General features: G+C 66.0%; 23 protein-coding genes and 1 tRNA gene. 8 read left to right on the plus strand and 16 right to left on the minus strand.

Going from position 1 to position 23,658, the window contains the following annotated elements:
- Positions 1-114: 114 nt before the first annotated feature.
- The 4 genes from IEW98_RS03820 to IEW98_RS03835 are packed head-to-tail and all read right to left on the minus strand — an operon-like array spanning position 115 to position 3,340.
- Positions 115-759 carry a carboxymuconolactone decarboxylase family protein gene (locus IEW98_RS03820; protein ID WP_188761605.1) on the minus strand — a complete coding sequence of 215 codons (645 nt, stop codon included), beginning with the start codon at positions 757-759 and terminating at the stop codon, positions 115-117.
- 12 nt (positions 760-771) lie between these two features.
- On the minus strand, positions 772-1,167 hold the full coding sequence (locus IEW98_RS03825; protein ID WP_188761606.1) for a nuclear transport factor 2 family protein: 396 nt from the start codon (positions 1,165-1,167) through the stop codon (positions 772-774).
- A gap of 2 nt (positions 1,168-1,169) precedes the next feature.
- Entirely contained in the window at positions 1,170-2,057 is an 888-nt protein-coding gene (locus IEW98_RS03830; RefSeq protein WP_188761607.1) for an SDR family NAD(P)-dependent oxidoreductase, read from the minus strand.
- Positions 2,054-3,340, minus strand: a complete 1,287-nt coding sequence (locus IEW98_RS03835) for a spinster family MFS transporter (RefSeq protein ID WP_188761608.1) — start codon at positions 3,338-3,340, stop codon at positions 2,054-2,056. Before IEW98_RS03835 ends, IEW98_RS03830 begins: the two co-directional genes overlap by 4 nt.
- Positions 3,341-3,447: 107 nt before the next feature.
- Between IEW98_RS03835 and IEW98_RS03840 the strand changes: the two genes are divergently transcribed.
- Positions 3,448-4,215 carry an SDR family NAD(P)-dependent oxidoreductase gene (locus tag IEW98_RS03840; protein ID WP_188761609.1) on the plus strand — a complete coding sequence of 256 codons (768 nt, stop codon included), beginning with the start codon at positions 3,448-3,450 and terminating at the stop codon, positions 4,213-4,215.
- A gap of 44 nt (positions 4,216-4,259) precedes the next feature.
- Here IEW98_RS03840 and IEW98_RS03845 read toward each other — a convergent pair whose 3' ends face one another.
- From IEW98_RS03845 to IEW98_RS03855, 3 genes are read right to left on the minus strand one after another with little or no spacing between them, the layout of a single operon-like run.
- Positions 4,260-4,973: a glutathione binding-like protein gene (locus IEW98_RS03845; RefSeq protein WP_188761610.1), complete on the minus strand. Its 714-nt coding sequence runs from the start codon at positions 4,971-4,973 to the stop codon at positions 4,260-4,262.
- A complete protein-coding gene (locus IEW98_RS03850) occupies positions 4,970-5,455 on the minus strand; it encodes a nuclear transport factor 2 family protein (protein WP_188761611.1) in 486 nt (161 codons plus the stop codon). The genes IEW98_RS03845 and IEW98_RS03850 overlap by 4 nt, the downstream gene beginning before the upstream one ends.
- 2 nt (positions 5,456-5,457) lie before the next feature.
- Entirely contained in the window at positions 5,458-7,728 is a 2,271-nt protein-coding gene (locus IEW98_RS03855; protein ID WP_188761612.1) for a TonB-dependent receptor, read from the minus strand.
- Positions 7,729-7,857: 129 nt separating this feature from the next.
- Between IEW98_RS03855 and IEW98_RS03860 the strand changes: the two genes are divergently transcribed.
- Together IEW98_RS03860 and IEW98_RS03865 are read left to right on the plus strand one after the other, a co-directional pair.
- Positions 7,858-8,364, plus strand: a complete 507-nt coding sequence (locus IEW98_RS03860) for a DUF3237 domain-containing protein (protein ID WP_188761613.1) — start codon at positions 7,858-7,860, stop codon at positions 8,362-8,364.
- Entirely contained in the window at positions 8,364-8,951 is a 588-nt protein-coding gene (locus tag IEW98_RS03865; RefSeq protein WP_188761614.1) for a glutathione S-transferase N-terminal domain-containing protein, read from the plus strand. Before IEW98_RS03860 ends, IEW98_RS03865 begins: the two co-directional genes overlap by 1 nt.
- 193 nt (positions 8,952-9,144) lie before the next feature.
- Here the strand turns inward: IEW98_RS03865 and IEW98_RS03870 are convergent, their stop codons facing one another.
- Positions 9,145-9,855 (minus strand): glutathione S-transferase family protein, encoded by a 711-nt coding sequence (locus tag IEW98_RS03870; protein WP_188761615.1) that lies wholly within the window; start codon positions 9,853-9,855, stop codon positions 9,145-9,147.
- Positions 9,852-11,039 (minus strand): CaiB/BaiF CoA transferase family protein, encoded by a 1,188-nt coding sequence (locus tag IEW98_RS03875; RefSeq protein ID WP_188761616.1) that lies wholly within the window; start codon positions 11,037-11,039, stop codon positions 9,852-9,854. Before IEW98_RS03875 ends, IEW98_RS03870 begins: the two co-directional genes overlap by 4 nt.
- Positions 11,040-11,167: 128 nt before the next feature.
- On the opposite strand from IEW98_RS03875, the gene IEW98_RS03880 reads away from it, so the two are divergent.
- Complete coding sequence (locus tag IEW98_RS03880; protein WP_188761617.1) at positions 11,168-12,055, plus strand: NmrA family NAD(P)-binding protein; 888 nt, start codon at positions 11,168-11,170, stop codon at positions 12,053-12,055.
- A gap of 84 nt (positions 12,056-12,139) precedes the next feature.
- Here IEW98_RS03880 and IEW98_RS03885 read toward each other — a convergent pair whose 3' ends face one another.
- Positions 12,140-12,970: a transglutaminase-like domain-containing protein gene (locus IEW98_RS03885; protein ID WP_188761618.1), complete on the minus strand. Its 831-nt coding sequence runs from the start codon at positions 12,968-12,970 to the stop codon at positions 12,140-12,142.
- Positions 12,971-13,180: 210 nt separating this feature from the next.
- On the opposite strand from IEW98_RS03885, the gene IEW98_RS03890 reads away from it, so the two are divergent.
- The gene (locus tag IEW98_RS03890) at positions 13,181-13,963 is read left to right on the plus strand and encodes an SDR family NAD(P)-dependent oxidoreductase (RefSeq protein WP_188761619.1); all 783 of its coding nucleotides are present in this window, start codon (positions 13,181-13,183) and stop codon (positions 13,961-13,963) included.
- 24 nt (positions 13,964-13,987) lie between these two features.
- Here the strand turns inward: IEW98_RS03890 and IEW98_RS03895 are convergent.
- Positions 13,988-14,063 (minus strand) — tRNA-Glu (locus tag IEW98_RS03895).
- 183 nt (positions 14,064-14,246) lie between these two features.
- On the opposite strand from IEW98_RS03895, the gene IEW98_RS03900 reads away from it, so the two are divergent.
- Positions 14,247-14,777, plus strand: coding sequence for a PEPxxWA-CTERM sorting domain-containing protein (locus IEW98_RS03900; protein ID WP_188761620.1), 531 nt, complete (start codon positions 14,247-14,249; stop codon positions 14,775-14,777).
- Between the two features lie 38 nt (positions 14,778-14,815).
- Here the strand turns inward: IEW98_RS03900 and recJ are convergent, their stop codons facing one another.
- The 5 genes from recJ to IEW98_RS03925 all read right to left on the minus strand — a co-directional run bounded on the left by recJ (position 14,816) and on the right by IEW98_RS03925 (position 21,062).
- On the minus strand, positions 14,816-16,579 hold the full coding sequence (gene recJ, locus IEW98_RS03905) for a single-stranded-DNA-specific exonuclease RecJ (RefSeq protein WP_188761621.1): 1,764 nt from the start codon (positions 16,577-16,579) through the stop codon (positions 14,816-14,818).
- Positions 16,580-16,657: 78 nt separating this feature from the next.
- Positions 16,658-17,674 carry a class II fructose-bisphosphatase gene (glpX, locus tag IEW98_RS03910; RefSeq protein WP_188761622.1) on the minus strand — a complete coding sequence of 339 codons (1,017 nt, stop codon included), beginning with the start codon at positions 17,672-17,674 and terminating at the stop codon, positions 16,658-16,660.
- Between the two features lie 117 nt (positions 17,675-17,791).
- Positions 17,792-19,084, minus strand: coding sequence for a homoserine dehydrogenase (locus IEW98_RS03915; RefSeq protein ID WP_188761623.1), 1,293 nt, complete (start codon positions 19,082-19,084; stop codon positions 17,792-17,794).
- A 346-nt stretch (positions 19,085-19,430) separates the two neighbouring features.
- Positions 19,431-20,639 carry an LL-diaminopimelate aminotransferase gene (locus IEW98_RS03920; protein ID WP_188761624.1) on the minus strand — a complete coding sequence of 403 codons (1,209 nt, stop codon included), beginning with the start codon at positions 20,637-20,639 and terminating at the stop codon, positions 19,431-19,433.
- Between the two features lie 117 nt (positions 20,640-20,756).
- A complete protein-coding gene (locus IEW98_RS03925; protein ID WP_188761625.1) occupies positions 20,757-21,062 on the minus strand; it encodes a hypothetical protein in 306 nt (101 codons plus the stop codon).
- 180 nt (positions 21,063-21,242) lie between these two features.
- Between IEW98_RS03925 and IEW98_RS03930 the strand changes: the two genes are divergently transcribed.
- Entirely contained in the window at positions 21,243-23,030 is a 1,788-nt protein-coding gene (locus IEW98_RS03930; RefSeq protein WP_188761805.1) for a PHA/PHB synthase family protein, read from the plus strand.
- Between the two features lie 82 nt (positions 23,031-23,112).
- A complete protein-coding gene (locus IEW98_RS03935; protein ID WP_188761626.1) occupies positions 23,113-23,658 on the plus strand; it encodes a cupin domain-containing protein in 546 nt (181 codons plus the stop codon).

A 23,658-nucleotide genomic window follows, 5' to 3' on the forward strand; every position in this document is an offset into this window, starting at 1 on the left:
TTCTCCTGTCTTAATTGCGCATGCTGGCGCTGAAGAAACTGGGTCCCGGGTCAAGCCCGGGATGACAGTTCGAAAATATGCCTGGCGGCAACGATTGTCAATTTGCTTGACGCTTTACTGCTTGGGTTTGGGGGCGCTGAGGAAGTCGGCGGCGACGAAGCCTTCGGGGGCCGCGACTTCGGTGATGGGGTCGGCGCGGTCATCGAATTCCATGCGCAGGGCGCGGGTGATGACGGCGTGCATGTCGTAAAGGCAGGTGATGTAGGTGAATTCGAAGATTTCCTCGTCGGTCCAGAAGGTCTTGAGCTTGTCGAAGACCGCCGTGGGGACGCGGCCGCCGGCTTGCGACAGGCAATCGGCATAGGCGAGGACGGCGCGTTCGGTGTCGTTGTAGCAGTCCGCGACGGTCCAGTGCGGGACGGCGGCGATCTTTTCCTTGCTGACCCCGAGGCCGCGGAGTGACTTGCAGTGCTGCGAGAAGACGAACTGGCTGCCCTTTACCCAGCCGGCGCGGGTCTGGCCGAGTTCGCGCAGGACCGGGTCGATCTTGCGATCGGGATGGCGATAGACAGCGAAACCGTCGACGGCGTGCTTGAAGATGTCGGGGGCGAGCGCGAAGACGGTCCACCAGTCGCCGGGGGTGCCGGTTGCGGTGCCGGGCTGTGCGACGGGATCGCGGTCCCCGAACAGGCGGTTGTAATAGGCGAGGACGGTGTCGTTGGTGACTTCGGCGCGGGGCACTTGGCGCAGGACGGGCATGGGAGATCCTTTTCAGACGGCGGCGAATTTGCGGAATTCGGTGACGTGGGCGGAATCGAAATATTCGTCGAGGCGAGTGATCTTGCCGCCCGAGACCTGGCAGATGATGGCGCAGGGAAGGCGGACCGCGGCGTCGTCGTGGACACGCTTGCCCTCGAGGACGTGCTGCTGGACGAAGCCGCCGGGAAAGGTCTGCAAGCGACGGTGGGCATAGACGCGGTCTTTGATGCGCGCGACCATGCCGGTGAGGGACTGGGCGGTCTGGGCTGGGGTGACGATCTTTTCGTCGGTGTTGTGCCAGATCGCCGCGTCGGAGGTGAAGCTGGCTTCCATCACGGCGATATCGCCCGCCTCGATGGCGTCGAAGAAGCGGATGGCGAGGGCGCGGATGCTGGCGTCGGTGTCCATATTCACTCCTGAGGGGCGCCGAACATGCGCCCTTTGTTGGCGGCGATGAGGCCGTCGATGTCGTCGCCGCGGTAGGATGCGTCGGCGGAGGCGCCGAACGCGGCGAGCATGTCGGCGGTGACGAGCTCGGCCATGGCTTTCCATTCAGGATGGGTGAAGATCCAGAATTCGTCGTTCTCGATGGCCTGGACGACGCGCTCGCCGACGCGGGCGGGGGGCATGCCGCCCGCGAGGACGTTCTGCATGGCGGCGCTGGTGGTGGCGGCTTGACCGGCTTCGATGGCGACCGGGCGGAGGTCTCGAGTGGTTTCGACGATGCGGGTGGCGGACATGCCGGGCATGAGCACCGAGAGGCCAACATTGGTGCCAGCGAGCTCGTTGCGCAGTGCCATGGCGATGCCGAGAGTGGCGTATTTCGAGCTGATATAGGCGACCGAGATCGGCGGCGGGACGATGGCGACCATCGACGAGGTGATGACGAGGTGCGCGGGCTTGGCGGCGGCCTTCATGGCGCCGAGGAAGGTCCGGCAGGCATAAAGGTGGGCATGGGCGTTGACGGCGTAGTTCCAGCGCCAGACTTCGGTGTCGTATTCCTCGAACGGACCCGAGCCGCCGCCGACGCCGGCGTTGCTGAACAGGATCGAGACCGGGCCGAAGGCGGTCGCCTGCGCGCCGGCGGTGGCCCAATTGGCTTCGTCGGTGACGTCGAGGGTGATGGCGAGGGCTTCGGCGCCGGATGCGCGGAGGTCGGCGGCGGCGGATTCGACGCGGGCCGTGTCGATGTCGGCGATGATGACGCGGGCGCCGGCGGCGGTGAGGGCTTGCGCCGTGGCAAAACCAAGCCCGCTGGCGCCGCCGGTGATGAAGGCGGTCTGGCCGGTGACGTTCATGCGGCGAAATCGCGGTCGAGGTGGCGCGACATGGCGAGTTGCGCGGCGGCGGCTGCGGCGGCGACGGGGACGAGAGCGAGTAAGGCCCAGCGCAGGCTGTCGGTGCCGTGGACGGGTTGCAGCGCGTCGCTGATCATGCCGATGAACAGCGGCCCGCCGCCGAGGCCGATAATGTTGAACATAAGCAGCAGGATAGCGGTGGCAGTGGCGCGGGCGCGGGGGGCGGTGAGGTTCTGGACGAGGGCGAGGGCGGGGGCGACATAGATGGTGCAGGCGGCCATCGGGATGAGGAGGAGGAGGAGCGACAGGCGCCAGTCCTCGACCCAGAGCGCTGCGATGAGGGTGGGTATGAGGATGAGGGTGGCGATGCCGGGGACGATGGCGTAGCTACGCGGCGACTTCAGCGCGCCGCGGCTGACGAGGGCGCCGCCGCCGAAGATGCCGATGCCGAAGGTGATGCCGGCGGCGGGGGCGAACCAGGTCGCCATGGCCGAAAGCGGCATGTGCTGGGTCCGCATCAGGAAGGCCGGGATCCAGTTTAGCATGCCATAGCTCACAAAAGCGGCGAGGCCGCTGGCTACCATCAGAAGGCGCAGGGACGGGGTGCGCAGGAAGGTGGTGAATACGGCGCCGAGGGGGAGGGCGGTTTCGGAAGGCTGGGCCTTGTCCATCTGGCCGCGGGCGGGTTCGCGGACGACGAGGATTAGCAAGGGCGCCAGGACGACGCCGACGAGGCCGATAGCTATGAAGGCGCCGCGCCAGCCGAACTGGGCAGCGGCCCAGCCACCGAAGGCGGCGCCGATGAAGACGCCGAGCGGGCCGTTGAGGGTGAACAGGCCGATGACCAGGGCGCGGCGCTCGGGCGGATAATAGTCGGCGAGGACCGAGACGGACGGGGCGGTTCCGCCGGCTTCGCCGACGCCGACGCCGAAGCGCAGCATGGCGAGCTGAGTGAACGAGGTAGCGAGGCCGCAGGCGGCGGTGAAGACGCTCCAGACGAGGCAGGCGGCGCCGATCAGCCGGACGCGGTTCCAGCGGTCGGCGATCATCGCGGCCGGGATGCCCATGGCGGCGTAGAACAGTGCGAAGGCGAGGCCGGTGAGCAGGCCGAACTGGGTGTCGGTGAAGTGCATTTCGGTGCGGTTCGGCTCGACGAGGACCGAGAGCAGTTGGCGATCGACGAAGTTTATGGTGCCGACGGCGAACAGCATCCAGAGCGCGACGGTGCGGCGGGCGTTACCGGAGGCGGTTGGTGGGGCAAAGGCGTCCGTCGTCGTCGGCATGTTTCTGGCTTTCCCCAATGGCCGGTTGTCCGGCTCAGAAAAACCTTAGGTCTTTAAGTATTACTGTCAACGTGGTTTACGGTTGAACGGTAACGGGGAGAGGCTGGATGAACATTCCGGGCAAGAGCGCGATCGTCACCGGGGCGGCTTCGGGGATTGGGCGAGCAAGCGCGGTGGCGTTGGCGGCGCGCGGGGCGGCGCGGATCGTGCTGGTCGATGTCGATGCGGCGGGGCTGGCCGGGACGGCGGCGGCTATGGCGAGACATAGCGCGGTGGTGGAGCAGGTGGTGCTCGATCTTGCCGATATCGGAGCGACGGCGGACTGGTTTGCGGGGCAGGGGGCGGTCGATATCCTGCACAATAATGCCGGCGTGGTCTCGGGCGCGCCGCAGTTTCCGGATGCCGATGCCTTGCGGTTGCACTGGATCATCGACGTCAATTTGACCTCGCTGGTGACGGCGACGCAGATCATGGCGCAGGCGATGCGGGACAATGGTGGCGGGGTGATCGTCAATACGGTGTCGACGGTGGCGCTGGGGACGGGGTTTCGTGATGCGATGTATGCGACGACCAAAGCGGGGGTGATGATGTTCACGCGCTGCTGTGCGCCCCTCAAGGACGATTGGAACGTGCGCGTGGCGGCGGTGCTGCCGGGGCTGACCGATACGCCGATCCTGTTCAAGACGGGGGCGGATGGGGCGGCCGACTGGATGGCGCCGGTGCTGGCGAACAATGAGCGGTGCTCGGCGGAGGATATCGCGGAGGGGGTGATCGACCTGGTCGAGGACGATGGGCTGGGCGGCGGGGCGTGGCTGGCGGTGCGGCGGATCGGGGGTGTGGTAGAGCGGCAGTGGGGGACGCATGACTCGCTATAGCAGGGAGTAACTGGGTCCCGGGTCGAGCCCGGGATGACAGGTATTTATGAGAGCGTTGGGGCGCGGAGCATGTTGTCGCCGAACAGGTTGGACCATTGTTCGGGGGTGAGCATGGGGCGGGCGCTCGAGAGGTTGGCGGTGTTGGTGACGCCGGTGCCGGCCTGGACGGCAGGGCGGGCGGCGATGGTGTCGAACCAGCGGCGGATTGACGGGTATTCATCGAGGTTGAGGCCGATGGCGCGGATGGCGCGGGTCCAGGGCCAGACGGCGATATCGGCGATCGAGTATTCCTCGGCGAGATATTCGGCTTCGCGGAGGCGGCCTTCGAGGACGTGGAGGAGCCGGATGGTCTCGTTGCGGTAGCGCTCGATGGGGTAGGCCTGGCCTTCCGGGGCGTAGCGGATGAAGTGGTGGGCCTGGCCCTGCATCGGGCCAAAGCTCGCCATCTGCCACATCAGCCATTGCTGGGCCTGGCTGCGGCGGCGGGCGTCGGTGGGGAGGAGTTGCCCGGATTTCTCGGCGAGGTAGAGGAGGATGGCGCCGGATTCGAAGACCGCGAGGGGTTCACCGCCGCCGATGGGATCGGTGTCGACGATGGCGGGCAGCCGGCCGTTGGGGTTTATCATCCGGTAGGCGGGGGTGAGGTGATCGCCCTTCAACATGTCCATGGCAATGAGCTGATGGTCGAGGCCGATTTCGGCGAGCATCATCGAGACCTTGTGGCCGTTGGGGGTCGGGGTGAAATAGACGTGGATCATGCGGGATGTCTTTCGGCGAAGATGGCGCGGGCCGCGGCGAAACAGGCGTCGAATGCGGGGCGCCCGGTCGGGTAGCCGATAACGGCCAGGGTGACGCCGGTGATCAGCCAGGCGTCGGCGGAGCGCCTGAGGTCGTGGCGGTAGCGGCCGATCAGTTGCGCGGACGGGGTGCCGGCGACGAAATGCTGGGCGTCAACGATGCTGGTGACGACGGCGGTGTCGCCGGTGATCACGGCGTCGAGGTTGTGGAGTTGATGCGCGGTGGCGTTAAAGCCTTCGAGGGTGCGGCAGCGATCGGTCCAGTCGTCGGCGGAGATCGTCGCCGTGATCGAGCCGATGGCGGCATAGTCGATGGCGATGGTGTCGGCGAACAGCGCGCGGTAGCCGGGCCAGTCGCGGGCGTCGAGCGCGGTTGCGTAGCCGGCGACGACCGCGATCGCTGCCTGCCTGTCGAGGAAGGCGGCGATCGCGGCGGCGTCCATGGTCAGAACTTGAAGCCGGCTTCGATGGCGATGTTCCGGGTCGGTTCGAGGTAGAGGATGACGCGCGGTACGGCGGTGATCGGCGCCGGCAGGTTGAAGGCGCTGCCGGTGGTGCGCTGGTTGGTCAGGTTCTTGCCGACCAGGGCGACGTGCCAGCTGTTGTCTTGCGCCGCCAGCTGCAAGCGCAGATCGACTTTGGCAAAGCCTTGCTGGATGCCGAAGACGGGGCTTTGATTGTCCGAATTATAGAATTTCGAGCGGCCGGCGACGATGCCGGTGGCGTCGAAGCGGAGGGTTTCCGACAGGTCGAAGCGGCCGTGCGCCTGGAGGTTGCCGGTGAACTTCGACGAATAGGCAGGGGCGACGCCGGCGAGATTGTTGGTGGCTGGCCGGCAGGTCGCCGGCTGGCTGGCGAGGCAGGCGGCGCCGGGATAATCGTCGTACTTGATGTCCTGGTACGACGCCGAGGCGGTGATATCGAAATTGGGGGCGGGGAAGACACTGAGCGTGCCTTCGATGCCCTTCGACGTGGCGCTGGCGGCGTTGCCGGTCAGGTAGGTCGAGCTGGCGGGTTGATACACCGAGACCTGCAGGTCCTCGAACTGGGTGTTGTAGATCGAGACATTGGCAACGACATTGCCGTCGGCAAAAGTCGATTTTATGCCGGCTTCGTAGTTGCGCGAACGCTCCGGACGGAAGGTGAAGGTGGCGTTGGTGGTGCCGAGCGTGTTGCTCACGAACCCGCCCGATTTCGAGCCGCGGCCGTAGGTTGCATAGACCATGATGCGGTCGTTGATGTCGTACTGGATGGTTGCCGACGGATCGGTGTTGCTCTCATCGATGGTGCCGACAGCGCTCGAGATCGGGCGGATGGCGAAGGGGCCATACACCAGCCGCGAAGCGAAATCGCCGTCCTTGTGGGTGTGGGTGTAGCGCAGGCTCCCGATCAGGCGCAGCTGGTCGCTGACATGGACGGTGGCCTGGCCGAAGAACGAATAGGATTCGGCTTCCTGGTTGAAGCGGCTGTCGATGCGGCCGAAATAGGGGCTGCCGAACAGGTTGAGGATATTGAAGCCCTGGAGCTGGTCGAGGGTGTAGTTTGATTTGTCGTAATAGGCGCCGACGATATATTCGAGCGTCTTGCCGGTCGGCGACAACAGCCGGATCTCCTGCGAGAACTGGTCGAAGCGTTCGGGGAATGAGTTGTAAACCGAATTGTTGGTAACGGTGCCGCCGCCGCCGGGAATTGTCTGGTCGAAGCCATTGACGGTGTTGGCGCTGAACCAGGAATAGCCGGTGACCGAGGTCAGGGTGAATTCGCCGAGCGCCAGGTTGCCGGTGCCCGAGACAATGACCGACTCGTTCTGGGTGCCTTCGGGTCCGAGGGCCGACTCCTGGAGGAAGCGTGTCGTGCCGGGCTTCTGCTCGGTGTTGATGGGGCTCGAGACGGTGATGCCGCCGACGATGTCGCGGTTGGCATATTCGACGCGGGCGGTGAAATCGAAGTTGTCGGAGGGCGCCCATGCCATAGTGAGGCGGCCGACCTGTTGCTTGGTCTGGGGTTCGTCCTGTTCGGTGGCGCGGTTGTAGATATAGCCGTCCTGGTCGAGGAACTTGAAGGCAAGCCGCACGCCGAGGGTGTCGGTAAGCGGGCCGGCGACCCAGCCCCAGACGTCGGGGCCCTTGAAATCGAAATTGTAGAGGCCGTTGACTTCGGCCTGGAAGGTCTTGGTCGGGCCGGCCGAGACAATGTTGATGGCACCGGCGGCGGTGTTCTTGCCGAACAGCGCGCCTTGTGGCCCGCGCAGGACCTCGACGCGGGCGAGATCGAAGAAGGGCGCCTGGGCCTGGCGCGAACGGCCGGCGTAGATGCCGTCGACATAGAGCGAGACCGACTGGTCGAAGGCGAAGTTGGCGGGTGGGGAGCCGAAGCCGCGGATGTAGATGACGTCGTTGCCGGCGGTCGATTGGACAAAGACGTTGGGGATGAGGTTCATCGCGCCCTTGATGTCGTTGACCTGGAAATCGCTCAACTGCTTGCCGGAGACGACGGAGATCGAGATTGGCACGTCTTGCAGACGCTGCTCGCGCTTTTGCGCGGTGACGACGATTTCGGCCATTGTCGTCGTGTTGTCGTCGGCGGCTGCCGACAGCGAGGAAGCTGGTGCCGGCGCGCCGGCTGCGGGGGCTTGCTGCGCTGTTGCCGTGCCGGCTGCCGCGATCGCGACGGCGAGTGCCGCGGTCGACACCATTATGTTGTTGATTGGCCGCATATTGTATCCCCCCATGTGTCGTCGGCTGCTCCGGATCGTTTGTCCGGGTTTGCTAACCGTCAATTTTATTGACCCTTAGTATACGAATGATATTCAGGGTTGTCTACAGCCGAGCGAGGGAAACTGCCTGTGAACGATGATCGCGCTTTCGCCAGCTTGCCGGGCCTGTCGGGGGAATTCCTGGCGACGGTCGACTTTGAGGTCGGCGGCGGCATCATGGACCTGGGCCGGTCGCCGTGGGGCAGCCGGCGCGTCGGCTATATCAGCGGCGGGCGGTTTTTGGGGCCGGGATTGTCGGGCATCGTGCTGCCGGGCGGAGGCAACTGGTCGCAATTGGGGGTGCTGGAAAACGGCGATTCGGTGGGGACGTTCGATGCGCGGGCGGTGTGGCGAACCGATGACGACAGCCTGATCTACCTGACCTATTCCGGGCGCAGCGTGGTGCCGGATGCGGTGCGGCGGGCGTTCGCCGATCCGGCGGCGCCGGTGGTCGATCCGGCGCTGTATTACCTGCGGATCGCGGTGGTGTTCGAGACGGCGAGCAGCGTGCATGGCTGGCTCAATGGGGTGCTGGCGGTCGGCATGGGCGAACGCACCGCGGCGGGCGTGCGGCACCAGCTTTTCAAGGTGTCGTGATGATCGACCTGCATTATTGCGCGACGCCGAACGGGCAGAAGATCGCCATCATGCTCGAGGAAACCGGATTGGCGTACCGGGTGATTCCGTACGATATATTCGATGGTGACCAGCTGACGGCGGCATTCGGCCGGATCAATCCCAATCACAAGCTGCCGGCGATCGTCGATGGGGGTGTTGCGGTTTTCGAGTCGGGGGCGATCCTGCAGTATCTGGCGGAAAAAGCGGGGCAGTTTTTGCCGGTTTCGGGATCGGCGCGGGCATCTGTGCTGTCGTGGCTGACCTGGCAGGTGGCGGGACTGGGTCCGATGGGGGGACAAGCGAGCCACTTCCTGCGCTATGCACCTGCCGGGCAGGATTATGCCGTGGAGCGCTATACGCGTGAGCTGGCGCGGTTGCTGGCGGTGCTCGAACGGCGACTGGCCGAGAGCCTGTATGTCGGTGGGGCAGAATACAGCATTGCCGACATGGCGATTTTTCCGGGACGGCGGTGTCGGGGTCGATCGGAGTCGGCGGCGGGGATTTTCCGGCGACGCGGGACTGGATGGAGCGGGTGCGGGCGCGGCCGGCGGTGGTGCGGGCGATGACGCGGGCGGACCTGGTGCCGCCGGCGAAGTATACGGGGCGGCAGCAGGTGCTGAGTGCGCGTGAGTGGTCGAACATGTTTGGCGATGCGATGCATGGGGCGGTGCGAGGGTTTTAGGGCCCGCCGGCGTTCGGGGTATGGCCGGCGAAAGCTCGCGTGGGGCGCGATGGAAACGAGTTCAGCATGACGGATTCCTACCTGTTGTGCTGGCGGTTGCCCCAGAGGATCGAGCGGTGTTCTTCGGTGAAGCCGGTGAAGCCGGTGAAGCCGCCTTCGATGGTTTCGGCGCGGGCGACGCCGACGGTCATGCCTTTGGCGACGGCGGGGCGGGCGAGCATGGCGGTGGCCCAGCGTTCGACGTTGGGGAAGCTGCCGGCATTGTCGATGAGCTGGCGGCGGAGATAGGGCAGGGTGGCCATGTCGGCGATGGTGTAGGTGTCGCCGGCGAGCCATTCGGCGACAGCTAGGCGGCCGTCGAGGACGCGCATCAGGCGGTCGACTTCGCGAGAATAGCGCTGGATCGAATATTCGTGGCGATCGGCGGCGTAGTGGGTGAAGTGCGCTTCCTGGCCGAACATCGGGCCGATGCCAGAGACCTGGAACATCAGCCATTGCCAGCAGATGGCGCGGGCGGCGGGATCGGCGGGCGTGAATTTGCCGGTCCTTTCAGCGAGGTAGAGCAGGGTGGCGCCAGTTTCCCAGAGGATGAACTCGCCGCCGCCCGGGCCGTCTTCGTCGACGATGACCGGCGTCTTGTTGTTGGGGTTGAGCGCGAGGAAGGCCGGGGTCAGCTGGTCGCCGGCGAGGATGTCGACGGGCTCGAGCCGCCACGGCAGCTCCATTTCGAGGAGCGCGATGGCGATCTTGCGGGCGTTGGGGGTCGGGCCGCCGTGGAGGATGATCATGCCGGCTCACCTTTTGCCGGGCCGAGCCAGCGTTCGAGAATGGCTTCGCTGTCTTCGCCGACGGTGCGCGGTGCCGGGCGGCGGATGCTGCCGGGGGTGCCCGACAATTTGGGGAATACGCCCTGCATGGTGACCGGGCCGAGTTCGATATCGTCGAGGGTGACGAGTGCCTCGCGGGCGGCGAAATGCGGGTCGGCCATCATGTCGCCGGGATCGAACAGGCGGCCGGCGGGCACGGCGGCCTCGATCATCTGGGCCTCGAGTTCGGCGACGGTGAGGGTTTGCGTCCAGGCGTTGATAAGCGCGTCGAGTTCGGCCTGATGCGCGCCGCGGGCGAGGTGGGTGGCGTAGCGCGGGTCGGCGGCGAGTTCGGGGCGGCCCATTGCGGCGGCGAGGCGGGCGAAGACGGCGTCCTGATTGGCGCCGATGAGATATTCGCCGTCGCTGCAGGCATAGACGTTGGAGGGCGCGATGCCCGGCAGGACCGAGCCGGTGCGGGTGCGCTTGTGGCCGCTGGCGGAATAGTCGGCGACGCTCGATTCCATGACCTGAAGGACGGCTTCGTACAGGGCGGAATCGACGACCTGGCCTTCGCCGGTGCGATTGCGGTGGTGGAGCGCGGCGAGGGCGCCGAGACAGCCATAGGTGGCGGCGAGAGTATCGCCGATCGAGACGCCCATCCGGGCCGGAGCGCTGCCTGGGTCGCCGACGATGCTGCGCCAGCCGCCCATGGCCTCGCCGATGCCGCCGAAGCCGGCCCGCGCGGCATAAGGGCCGGTCTGGCCATAGCCCGAGACGCGGACGACGATGAGACCGGGGTTGGCAGCGCGCAGGTCGGCGGGATCGAGGTTCCATTTTTCGAGGGTGCCGGGGCGAAAGTTCTCTATGAGGATGTCGGCCTTGGCGATCATGGCGCGGGCGATGTCCTGCCCTTCGGCGGCGCGCAGGTCGAGCGCGACCGAATATTTGTTGCGGGCGATGACGCGCCACCAGCTCGGGCGGTCGCCCTGGCCCCATTGACGCATGGGGTCACCGGTGACGGGCGGCTCGATCTTGACGACTTCGGCGCCGAGATCGCCGAGGAGTTGGCCGCAGAACGGCCCCGCGATGAGCTGGCCGAGCTCGACGACACGGATGCCGTCGAGAGGGCCATCCAGCCTGGCATCTTGTTTGTCGTGCTGCATTCCTGTCTCCCTCTGGAATGCTTAGACGACGAACCTTATTGCGTAAAGCCGGTGTCGTGACGCGCGTGCGTCTGGACGGGTGGTGCCGCGCTGCCTAGGACGGGGTACTGCTTTGTGGTGAAATGACGATGGCAAACGGACGACCGAGGATCCTCATCACCGGTGCGACGGGGCAGGTGGGCAGCAGGACGCTCGATCATCTCGCCGGGCGCGCGGATGTCGAGATTGTAGCGGCGGTGCGATCGGCGGCAAAAGCGGCGCCGCTGTCGGCGCGGGGGATCGCCACTGTGATCTTCGATCTCGACGACGAGGCGACGCATTTGCCGGCGCTGGAGGGTGTCGAGCGGCTGTTCGTGGTGACGGGATATACGGTCGACATGTTGCGCCAGAGCAAGGCGTTGCTCGACAATGCCAAAAAGGCCGGGGTGAGCCATGTCGTGCATTTGGGAGCGTGCGGGCGTGACGATACGACGGTGGCGCATTGGGCGTGGCACCAGCTGGTCGAGCGCTATATCGAGTGGTCGGGATTTACCTGGACGCATTTGCGGCCCGAGACCTTCATGCAGAATTTGCTGAGCTACGGCGGCAAGAAGGCGGTCAACGATGGCGTCATCAACGCGTTCGTGGCGGATGCGCGGCTGAGCTGGGTCGATGTCGAAGACGTGGCGCAGGTTGCGGCACTGGCGCTGGCGCATCCCGAGCTGCACGGCGGCAAGACGTACCGGCTGGGTTATGACGCCAAGGGATTTGGCGAGATTGCGGCAATGATGACGGCGATCATCGGCAAGCCGTTCCGGTATGAGCCACTGGCGCCAGAGGTGTTCCTGCAGTCGATGATCGATGCCGGGGCGGAGATGGCGTACATGGGCTGTGTGTACGAGCATTGGAAACGCTATGCGGCGGGGACGATCCCGGGCGCCGACGATGTGTTTGACAATTTTCCGGGGATTGCCGGGCGGCAACCGGTGCGGTGGGCGGACTTTATCGAGAAGCACCGGGGGGAGCTGGATTATTAAGGGCGGGGTGGCGCTGTTTCGTAGGGTTGGCTTGGCGGCGCGGTGGATGCTGAAACGAGTTCAGCATGACGATCGTTTGTGGGGTTAGTTGCGGCTGGCAATCATGCCGAGGCGGTCTTCGTCGGTGTAGACGTTGAAGCGCGCCAGTTGGACTTGGCCGAAAGTGTTGGTGAGCGCGACGTCGACGGCGTCGCGGCCCCGGGCCATCAGGATGCGGCCCTTGCGGGGGTAGTTATGGCGGGCGTCGAACGTGTACCAGCGGCCGCCGAGATAGGCTTCGAACCAGGCCGAGAAATCCATGTCGCCGACGATGGCGGGCAGGTCCATGTCGCCCATGTAGCCGGTGCAGTAGCGCGCGGGCACGTTCATGCAGCGGCAGAGCGCGACGGCGAGGTGCGCATAGTCGCGGCAGACGCCGACGCGCTCCTCGTGAGCGTCCCATGCCGATTTGGTGGGGCGCGCCTGTTGATAATCGAAGGTGATGCGCTCGTGGGCATAGGTGACGATGGCCTGGACGAGGGGCCAGCCCTTGGCGACGCCGCCGAACAGTGACCAGGCGATGTCGGACAGGCGATCGGTCTCGCAGAAGCGGCTGCTGAGCAGGTAGAGCATGGCCTCGTCGGGGAGGTCCTCGATGGGGACCTGCTGCGCCGATGTGTCGACGTCGTCGGGGAGGAAGGGGTCCTCGATGACGAAGCCGGTGGAGATGGTGATGCCGCCGGCCGGAATGGTGAGGCGGGTGCAGATGTTGCCGAAGCTGTCGAGGTAGTCGTACATCGGCACGTCGGGAGTCGTCATGATGCGCTGGGCGGTGCGCAGATCCTTGTTGCGCGAGGGATGGACGCTGAGGTTGGCCAGCATCGGGACGCTGTAATTGGTCGAGAAACCGATATCGTAGCCAGCCCGTATCAGCATAGGTCTCGCGCTTTCATGTGCCAGGCCGGGCAAGTACCTGTCCCTGACTGTTTACCTAGCATTGAATTCGACAAAACAGGAAGTTGAAACTCGGGCGGTGCAGGGAGCCGTTTATCGTGTTTGCCAAGCTGCGACATTTGCATCTCGCGGGGGATGGTGGCGGGGGGTAGGAATCGACGCTTTCACGTCGATAACCGCACAGGATTCCGCATGGACATCACCAGAGATACCGCCGCTGTCGTGACCGGCGGCGCGTCGGGGTTGGGCGAGGCGAGCGCGCGGGCCTTGGCGGCGGCAGGGGCGCGGGTGACGATTTTCGACCTGAATGCGGACAAGGGGGCGGCGATCGCGGCCGAGATCGAAGGGCTCTTTTGCAAGGTCAACGTAACCGACGAGGACAGCGTGGTTGCCGGCTTTGAAGCAGCGCGGGCGACGCATGGACAGGAGCGAATCCTGGTGCATTGCGCGCAGACGTCGCGTGGCGGCAAGACGGTGGGGCGCGACCGCGAGAATGGCGGGTTCAAGCGATTTTCGACGGTGGACTATGAATATTCGATCCTGGGGATCCTAGTGGCGAGCTATCGACTGGCATCGCTGTCGGCGCTGGGCATGGCGGGGCTGGAGCCGCTCGAGGACGGCGAGCGCGGCGTCATCACGCTGACGGCGTCAGCGGCGGCGCAGGACGCGCAGGTCGGGCAGGTAGGTTACGGATCGGGCAAGGCCGGGGTCAACGGTCTGGTGTTGCCGATGGCGCGCGACCTGATGGAGCTGGGCATCCGGGTCAATTCGATCATGCCGGGGATTTTTGCGACGCCGCCGATGTTGGGGGTCCCGGCCAAGGTGCTCGATGTGCTGTCGGCTTCGGTGCCGTTTCCCAAGCGGCCGGGCAAGCCGAGCGAATTCGGCAGCCTGGTGCTCGAACTGATCCGCAACAGCTATTTCAATGCACAGGCGCTGCGGCTTGATGGCGGGCTGCGCATGCCGCCGCGCTAGCTGCCGTTGCCATGATTTGAAGGCTGGTGATCCCTACGGGAATCGAACCCGTGTTTTCGCCGTGAAAGGGCGACGTCCTAGACCGCTAGACGAAGGGACCGGTCGGAGAGGGGCTGCTAGAGGTGTGGGCTCGCGGCGTCAAGGCATTGCTTGCAGGATAGGGCAATTTGATGCGACGGCAGGGTTGGAATTGTCATTCATGGTTAATCGAGTGACTTCACGCGCGACAGAAGCTTTCTAATAGGTTACGAACCGTCTTTAACCATCGGTTAAGGAATTTGCCGTGACGCCTGCTGCCGCCAAATTGCTCATGTGTGTATGTGCCGGATCGACCGGAGCGGCAGTCGTGCCGGCTGCGCAGAAGGTGCGTTCGGCGATGAAGCCGCGGCCGGCGGTGCATCGTATCGTGTCGAACCCTGGGCCCGTTGCAGCAGCCATAGGGGTGCCTTGCGTGCAGGTTGCGGGCGTTCCCGGCGGCGCCGGCGGCGGCGCGGTCGGGCTGGGGGATGCGGGTAGCGTGTTCCTCGCGACGCCGGGCGACAATGGCATGGGCGGTGGTGGCATCAGCGGCGGGCGCGGTGGCGGCTTCGATGGCGGCTCGGGTGGAGGCGGCGGCGGTTTTGGCAATGTCGGGTTTCAGCCTGGTACGCCGGGCCAGCCGATCGTATCGCCGCCTCCTCCGGGCGCGCCGGGCGTTCCTGCCCTGCCCGAATCAAGCCCGACGCCCGAGCCGGCTGTATGGGCGATGTCGATCATCGGTTTCGGTGTCGTTGGCGGTGCGATGCGTTGGCAGCGCCGGCCGGTCACGGCCTGATCTAGCAAGGATCGGTTACGGCCTGATCGAGCGGGGCCTCAGGCCCAGGCGAGATCGTCGACTTCGATTTCGGCGCTGGGTTCGCCTTTCCAGTCGTCGCGCTTGACGCGGCCGGCGAGGTAGAAGGCGCGGCCGCGAGCACCCGCGAGGGCGGCACCCAACGCGGTATCGGCGTGGCGGAAGGCGATGGCCTTGCAGCGCGCGCCGTCGGCACCGGACAGGACCAGCTTGACATGGTGTTCGCCGACGATGCGGCAATCGACCGCGGTCCACGGACCCGAGGCGACGCGGGGTTGTGACCAGCCTTGGCCGTAGGGGCCGGCGACTTCGAGGGTTTCGGCGAGCATGAGGCAGACGCCGCGCGGCGCGACGGCAGCGTCGAAGTGGAGTGCGCGGACGGTGCTGGCGGTGTCGACGGCGCCCGACAGATTGTCGTTGAGGAACAGGGTCAGGGCTTCGAGCTTGTCGGCGGCCACCGTGAGCCCAGCCGCCATCGCGTGACCGCCGCCGGCGATGAGCAGTCCGGCGTCCTTGGCAGCGAGGACGGCAGCGCCGAGATCAACGCCGGGCATCGAGCGGCCCGAGCCTTTGCCGGTCCCGTCTTCCTGGAGCGCGATGACGATTGTCGGGCGGTGCAGGCGTTCCTTGAGGCGCGAGGCGACGATGCCGATGACGCCGGGGTGCCAGCCTTCGCCGGCGATGACGGCGACGGCCATGTTGCTGTCGGGATTGGCCTTGGTGAGGGCGTCCTCGGTGACTTCGGCCTCGATGGCGCGGCGATCGACGTTGAGGCGATCGAGTTCCTGCGCCAGCGCCAGCGCTTCGGCGGGATCCTCGGTGGTCAGCAGGCGGACGCCGAGATCGGATTTGCCGACGCGGCCGCCGGCGTTGACGCGAGGTCCGAGCGCGAAGCCGAGATCGCGGCAGGCAGGGGGCCGAAAGAGGCCGGCGACGTCGATGAGCGCGGTCAGGCCGATGTTGCGGCGGGCGCGCATGACCTTGAGGCCCTGGGTGACGAAGGCGCGGTTGAGGCCGGTGAGCGGGACGACATCGGCGACGGTGCCGAGCGCGACGAGGTCGAGCAGGTGGGTGAGCTTGGGTTCAGGGCGGTCGGCGAAGTGCCCGCGGGTGCGCAGCGTGCGGTTGAGTGCAACGGCAAGGAGGAAGGCGACGCCGACGGCTGCGAGATGGCCGTGGGCGGCGGCTTCGTCGGTTTCGTCGAGGCGGTTGGGGTTGACCAGCGCAAGAGCGAGGGGAAGCTGTGTGGCGGCCTTGTGGTGATCGACGACGATGACGTCGAGCGCGGCGGCGCGGGCGGCGGCAAGAGCCTCATAGCCTTGCGTGCCGCAGTCGACGGTGACGACGAGGTCGGCACCGCTCGATTTGAGCGCGACGAGGGCGCCGGCGCTGGGGCCATAGCCTTCGAGCAGGCGGTCGGGGATGTAGTGGCCGACTGTCGCGCCGACGCTGCGGAGGTAGCGGATGAGGACGGCGGCGGAGGTGGCGCCGTCGACGTCGTAATCGCCGAAGATGACGATGGTTTCCTGTGCGGCGATGGCGTCGGCGAGGCGGGTGGCGGCGACGTCCATGTCCTGGAAGATCGATGGGTCGGGAAGCCAGTCGCGCAGGGTTGGGGCCTTCAACCGCGCGAAGTCGTCGGGGTTGGCGCCGCGGGCGCGGAACAGATGGTGGAGGAGTTCGTCTTCGCCGCGGCCGTCGAGATCGCCGCCGGGCGTGACGTTGCCGCGCCAGCGCCAGGGTTGGCCGAGGATGGAGGTGGTTACGTTGAAGACGTGGGTCATTTTAAGGAGGTAGTACCCCTCTCCCTGCTCGCACAAGGGTGCGAGTCGCCCTCTCCCTCGAGGGGAGAGGGAAGAAGATTATGCATGATTGTGGGCGCGGTGTTCGCCGTCGACCCAGCGGACGGTGCCGGAGGAGGCGCGCATGACGACCGACTGGGTGGTGATGACGCCGTCGCGGCGGCGCTTGACGCCCTTGAGAAGCGAGCCGTCGGTGACGCCCGTTGCGGCGAAGATGACGTCGCCGCTGGCGAGGTCGTGGAGGTCGTAGATGCGGTCGAGATCGGCGATTCCCCAGCGCCTGGCGCGGGCGCGTTCGTCGTCGTTGCGGAAGATGAGCTTGCCCTGGAGCTGGCCACCGACGCAGCGCAGCGCGGCAGCGGCGAGGACGCCCTCGGGCGCGCCGCCCGAGCCCATGTAGACATCGATGCCGGTATCGGGATCGGCGGTGGCGATGACGCCGGCGACGTCGCCGTCGGGGATCAGCATGATGCCGCAGCCGAGGCTACGCAGCTCGGAGATCAGGGCTTCGTGGCGGGGGCGATCAAGGACACAGACCATCAGTTCGTCGGCGCGGACGCCCTTGGCGGCGGCGACGGAGTTGATGTTGTCGGTGGCGGATTTCGACAGGTCGATGACGCCGGCGGGGAAGCCGGGGCCGACGGCGATCTTGTCCATATAGACGTCCGGGGCGTTGAGCAGGCCGCCTTCCTCGGAAATGGCGAGCACGGCGAGGGCGTTGGGGCCGGCCTTTGCGGTGATGGTGGTGCCTTCGAGCGGATCGAGGGCGATGTCGATGCGCGGGCCGGTGCCGACGCCGGTCTCGGCGAAGCCACGGCCGACCTTTTCGCCGATGAAGAGCATCGGGGCTTCGTCACGCTCGCCTTCGCCGATAACGACGGTGCCGTCGAAATCGAGCTGGTTGAGGGCGTCGCGCATGGCTTCGACGGCAGCGGCGTCGGCGGCTTTTTCGTCTCCGCGGCCGATCAGCTTGGAGCAGGCGATGGCGGCGTTTTCAGTGACCCGGACCATTTCGAGGACGAGCACGCGATCGAGGACGGAGCTGCGCGGCGTGGCGCTTGGGGGTGTGCTGGACATGAGGGCTCCGGGGTGGCGGTTTGGCCGGGGTGTAGGGCCTTACCGGGCAGGAGTGCAACCCCTCACCCCCCTCGCGCAAGGGCGCGAGTCACCCTCTCCCGCAGGGGGAGAGGGGGCTCAAAAGTCCAGGATGTGCATCATTACGGGGGCGTCGGTGACGGCGTCGCTGCGCTCCATCTGGGCGAGGCTGGCGAGGACCTGGGCTTCGGTGGCGGTGTGGGTGACCATGACGACAAGGGCGTCGCCGGCCGACGAGTGGCCGCGCTGGAGCAGGCTTTCGATCGAGACGCCGTGATCGCGCAGCGCGGCGGTCAGTTCGGCGAGGACGCCGGGGCGGTCGGCGACGGTAAGGCGCAAATAATAACGGCCGCGGCGGGTGGCGGCGTCGGCGGGCGGCAGGGCGGTGAGCGATGCGACCGGCATGCCGAAGGCCGGGCCCTGTATGCCGCGCGCGATATCGATCAAATCTGCGACGACGGCGCTGGCGGTGGGGCCTTCGCCGGCACCGCGACCCTGGAAGAATAGCCGGCCGACGAAATCGCCCTCGGCAGCAACCGCGTTGAGAGCGCCGGATGCGGCGGCAAGTGGGTGACCGTGCGGGACGAGGGCGGGGTGGACGCGCTGGAACAGGGTGGCGCCGTCATGTTCGGCGAGGCCGACGAGCTTGATGCGGAAGCCGAGGGCGGCGGCCTGGTCGATGTCGGCGAGCTCGACGGCGCGGATGCCCTGGACGGCAACGGCGGCGAAGTCGATGCGGGCGCCGAATGCTAGCGCGGCGAGGATCGACAGCTTGTGGGCGGTGTCGATGCCGTCGATGTCGAAGCTGGGGTCGGATTCGGCATAGCCGGCGGCCTGGGCCTCGGCGAGGACGACGGCAAAGTCGAGGCGTTCGGTTTCCATGCGGGTCAGGATGTAGTTGCAGGTGCCGTTGAGCAGGCCATAGACGCGGTTGATGCTGTTGGCGGCCATGCCTTCGCTGAGCGCCTTGATGACCGGGATGCCGCCGGCGACTGCGGCTTCGTATTTGAGCGCGGCGCCTTTGGTTTCGGCGAGCTGCGCGAGGTCGAGGCCGTGATGGGCGAGCATGGCCTTGTTGGCGGTGACGAAGGATTTGCCGGCCTGGAGGGTGTGCCGCGCCAAGGTCAGGGCGGGGCCGTCGGAGCCGCCGACGAGTTCGACGACGACATCGACATCGTCGCGCTGGCTGAGCTCGGCAGCGTCGTCGACCCAGGTGTAAGACGACAGGTCGGCGCCGCGGTCACGGTTGCGGTCGCGGGCGGAGACGGCGGTGATGGTGATCGGGCGGCCGGCGCGGCGGGCGATGAGATCGGCGTTCCGGGCGAGGAGCTTGACGACGCCGGCACCGACGTTGCCGAGACCGGCGAGGCCGATATTGAGGGGTTCTGGCATTCTGGACTCCGGCCGAATATGCGAGGTTCTTCGCGGGGCCGGCGCGAAAGTGCAAGGGGGACCCCTCACCCCGTTCGTAAAGACGCGATTCGCCCGCTCCGTCCGGGGGCGGGGGACGTGGCGCGCGAATGTTTTTTGGCGTCGGGGTGTTTTTTGGAATATCCTGCGTTTAGAGTAGGTTGACCACGAGAAGTTCACTGGGACGCGAGGCTCGATCCGCGTTGTTTAGCTTGATGACCTGTTGTAACCTGTTTGGTTAAATTGGTCAAGCTTGCGGAGCTTCCCCTCTCCCGGCTCGCGAAGGCGCGAGTCCGACCTCTCCCTCGAGGGGAGAGGTTAAGAGTGGCTAGTTTGCAGCTTTTGCGGGGGTGTTGACGCCCATCGATTGCAGGTATTTGCGGACATTGCGGGCGGCCTGGCGGATGCGGTGCTCGTTTTCGACAAGGGCGATGCGGACGAAGCCTTCGCCGTCCTCGCCATAGCCGACACCCGGGGCGACGGCGACGCCGGCGTGGGTGAGGAGCTGCTTGGAGAATTCGAGGCTGCCGAGGTGCTCGAGAGAGGGGGGCAGGGGCGCCCAGGCAAACATGGAGGCGCGCGGCGGGGGGATTTCCCAGCCCGAACGGCCGAAGCTTTCGACGAGGACGTCGCGGCGGCGGTGGTAGAGCTGGCGATTGCTTTCGACGCAGTCCTGCGGGCCGTTGATGGCGGCGACGGCAGCAGCCTGGATCGGGGTGAAGGCGCCGTAGTCGAGGTAGGATTTGACGCGGGTGAGGGCGGCGATGAGCGTCTTGTTGCCGACCGCGAAGCCGATGCGCCAGCCGGCCATCGAATAGGTTTTCGACATCGAGGTGAATTCGATGGCGACGTCCTTGGCGCCGGGCACCTGGAGGATCGACGGGGTCGGCTTGCCGTCGAAGTAGATCTCCGAATAGGCGAGGTCGGACAGCACCCAGAGTTGATGCTTCTTGGCGAATTCGACGACGCGTTCGTAGAAGGCAAGGTCGACGGTCTCGGCGGTCGGGTTGGATGGGTAGCCCATGACCAGCACCGAGGGCTTGGGCACGGTGAACTTCATCGCGCGCTCGAGCGATTCGAAATAGCGTTCGTCCGGAGTCGTTGGCACGCTGCGGATGGTGGCGCCGGCGATGATGAAGCCGAAGGTGTGGATCGGGTAGCTCGGGTTGGGGGCGAGCACGACGTCGCCGGGGGCGGTGATGGCTTGGGCGAGGTTGGCGAGGCCTTCCTTCGAGCCGAGGGTGACGACGACTTCGGTTTCGGGATCGACGTCGACGCCGAAGCGACGCCCGTAATAGTTGGCCTGGGCCTTGCGCAGGCCGGGGATGCCCTTGGAAGCCGAATAGCCGTGCGCGTCGGGCTTGGCGGCGACTTCGGCGAGCTTGGCGATGACGTGCGCCGGTGGGGGCAAATCGGGGTTGCCCATGCCGAGATCGATGATGTCGTCGCCGCGGGCGCGGGCGGCGGCGCGCATCGAATTGACTTCCGCGATCACATAGGGCGGCAGGCGGCGGATGCGATAGAAATCGTCGTTCATATTCAAGTCTTACCATCAGAAACGAAAAAGGACGAGGTCCACTGGACCACCGCGAGATGCGGTTGGGCAAGCGGGCCTCGTCCTTCCCGCTCGCCGGACCCGGCGAAGCGGGCGACTTTATTTTTTCTTTCTGGCGGCGGCCGCGGGAGCCCGCGCGATATCGGGGGTCCAGACGCCGGCGGCGTCGCGCTTGTCGACCTGGGCACCGGTCATGGCGCGCGCTTCCTGCCTGGCCGTCTGCTGGCAGCCGTCGGTTACGGTCGCGCTGCACGGCGGCAGGGTCGGAGCGGCAGCAGGAGCGGCGGCGGCAGCGGCAGCAGGGGCAACGGCAGCAGGGGCAGGGGCAACGGGGGCAGCAGCGTCCTGCGCCAGCACCGGGGCCGCGATCAGGGCGGCGGCGATGATCATAAACTTCTTGATCATATTGAATCTCCGTGTGGTCCCGGACGATACCGGCCGGGGCACATTAGCCAAAGCCCCGCGCATCCGAAAGAGGCGTATGAAAAGATGTTGCGTCGGCGGAATGCAAAAGACGTTGGAACGTGGCGGCTTCGCGTCCAGAATGGCGGTAACGAATAGTCTTGGGAAATCGTGATGGCCGAAATGCCGACAGAGCCGAAAGCGCCAGAGTCGAAAGCTCCGGAGCCGCAGGCGCTCCAGCAGTTCCAGCAATGGACCGACCTGGCGGGGCGGAGCCAGCAGCTGATGATGGAATTCTGGGCGAAGGAGCATGACACGATGCCGGCGACCGATCCGCTCGGCATGATGGCGACGTGGCAGCGGGCGACGGCGGCGGCGTTGGCGGATCCGAAGAAGCTGCTCGATCTGCAGGCGCGCTACATGACCGATGCGATGGCGCTGTGGCAGTCGTTCGTGACGCCGGGGACGGCGAAAAGCCCGGTTGCCGAGGTGAAGGACAAAAGGTTCGCCGGCGAAGGCTGGCAGCAGGCGCCGGCGTTCGATTTCCTGCGCCAGTCTTATCTGCTGACATCGAGCTATGTGCTCGAGGCGACGGCCGGGATCGATGGGCTCGATGCCAAGGAAAAGGCGCGGGCGAATTTCCTGGTGAAGCAGTTCGTCGATGCGATGTCGCCATCGAACTTTGCGCTGACCAACCCCGAGGTGCTCAAAAAGACGGCCGAGAGTGGTGGGTCCAACCTGTTGAAGGGGCTGGAGCATCTGCTCGACGATCTGAAGGCCGGGCGGATGCGGATGACCGACGAGGACGCCTTCGAGGTCGGGCGCAACGTCGCGATCACGCCGGGCAAGGTGGTGTTCGAGAACCGGCTGTTCCAGTTGATCCAGTATGCGCCGACGACCGAAACCGTGTTGACGACGCCGCTGCTGATCTTTCCGCCGTGGATCAACAAATTCTATATTCTCGATTTGACGGCGGAAAAGAGCTTCATTCGCTGGGCGGTCGAGCAGGGACTGACGGTGTTCGTGGTGTCGTGGAAAAGCGCCGATGCGACGACTGCCGATGTGACGCTCGACCATTATGTCGGCGAGGGCCAGTTGACGGCACTCGATGCGGTGCTCGAGATCTGCGGGACGCCGAGCGCGCACACGATTGGGTATTGCGTGGCGGGGACGACGCTGGCGGCGACGCTGGCGGTGCTGCAGGCGCGCGGCCAGGCGGGCAAGGTGGCGACGGCGACCTTCTTCACGGCACAGGTCGACATGAGCGAGTGCGGTGATTTGGGCGTGTTCGTCGATGATGCGACGATGAGCACGTTGGCCAAGCTCACGGCGGACAAGCCCTGGCTCGACGGGCGCAACATGGCGATGACCTTCAACATGCTGCGGTCGAACGATTTGATCTGGAGCTATGTGGTTAATAACTATTTGATGGGCAGGGACTATTTCCCGTTCGATTTGCTGTACTGGAACAGCGACGCGACCAATGTGCCGGCGCTTTGGCACCGGTCGTATCTCGAGGACATCTACCGCGACAATCTGCTGGTGGTGCCGGGCGGGATCACCGTGCTCGGCGTGCCGATCGACCTTGGGACGGTTTCGACGCCGTCGTATATCCAGGGCGGCAAGGAGGATCACATCGCGCCGGCGCGGTCTGCCTATAAATTGACGAGCCATTTTACCGGCGACAAGCGGTTCGTGCTGGCGGGGTCGGGGCATATCGCCGGGGTGGTCAATCCGCCGTCGCTGAAGAAGTACCAGTATTGGACGAGCGAGACGCTGCCGGCGCGGTTCGATGATTTCGTGGCCGGGGCTTTGGAGACCAAGGGTAGCTGGTGGCCGGACTGGATTGCGTGGTTGACGCCGCGATCGGGCGGGATGACCGCGCCGCGGCTGCCGGGCGAGGGCCGGGCGCAGGGCAAATATGCGGCGATCGAGGATGCGCCGGGGCGGTATGTGAAAGAGCGGATCTAGTGCTTTTTACGGGAAGATGGAGACCCCCACCCCGCTCGGCTGGGGCCGAGTCGCCCTCCCCGCAAGGGGCAGGGAGTAGAGGGTGACTGTGTTTCGCGAGGCGATGCGGCGGGTGGTGACCGGGGACGATGCCGGTGGGCAGTCCGTGGTCATCCTCGACGGCGGGCCTTCGGTGTTCAGCGGCGATCCGGAACTGGGTGGGCTGTTCGAGATCTGGGAGGATTCGACGACGGCGACGCTCGACCCGCGGGTGCATGACGATCTGGGGACGACGCGCGCGGTCTTGGGGCCGCGGCCGGGCAATGTGCAGGTGCGCTGGTTCGTGGTGGCGCCGTTGCCGGAAGGCGTGCCGAAACCGCAGCTCGATGCCGTGGTGCGGGGGGTGTTTGCCGGGTTCGATGGCGAGCGGCACATCATCGACCAGACGCGGCATCCGGCGATGCACGAGACGCATTCGATCGACGTGATCTGCCTGCTGCAGGGTGATGCGTCGCTGGTGCTCGAGGGCGGCGAGACGCGGATCAAGCCGGGCCAGGTGGTCATCCAGCGCGGCACCAACCATGCGTGGGTGGCGCATGGTGGTCCGGCTTTGTTGCTGGCGGTGCTGATCGATCGGCCGATGGCCTAG

The sequence above is a fragment of the Sandarakinorhabdus glacialis genome, from assembly GCF_014643455.1.
Taxonomy (GTDB): Bacteria; Pseudomonadota; Alphaproteobacteria; order Sphingomonadales; family Sphingomonadaceae; genus Sandarakinorhabdus; species Sandarakinorhabdus glacialis.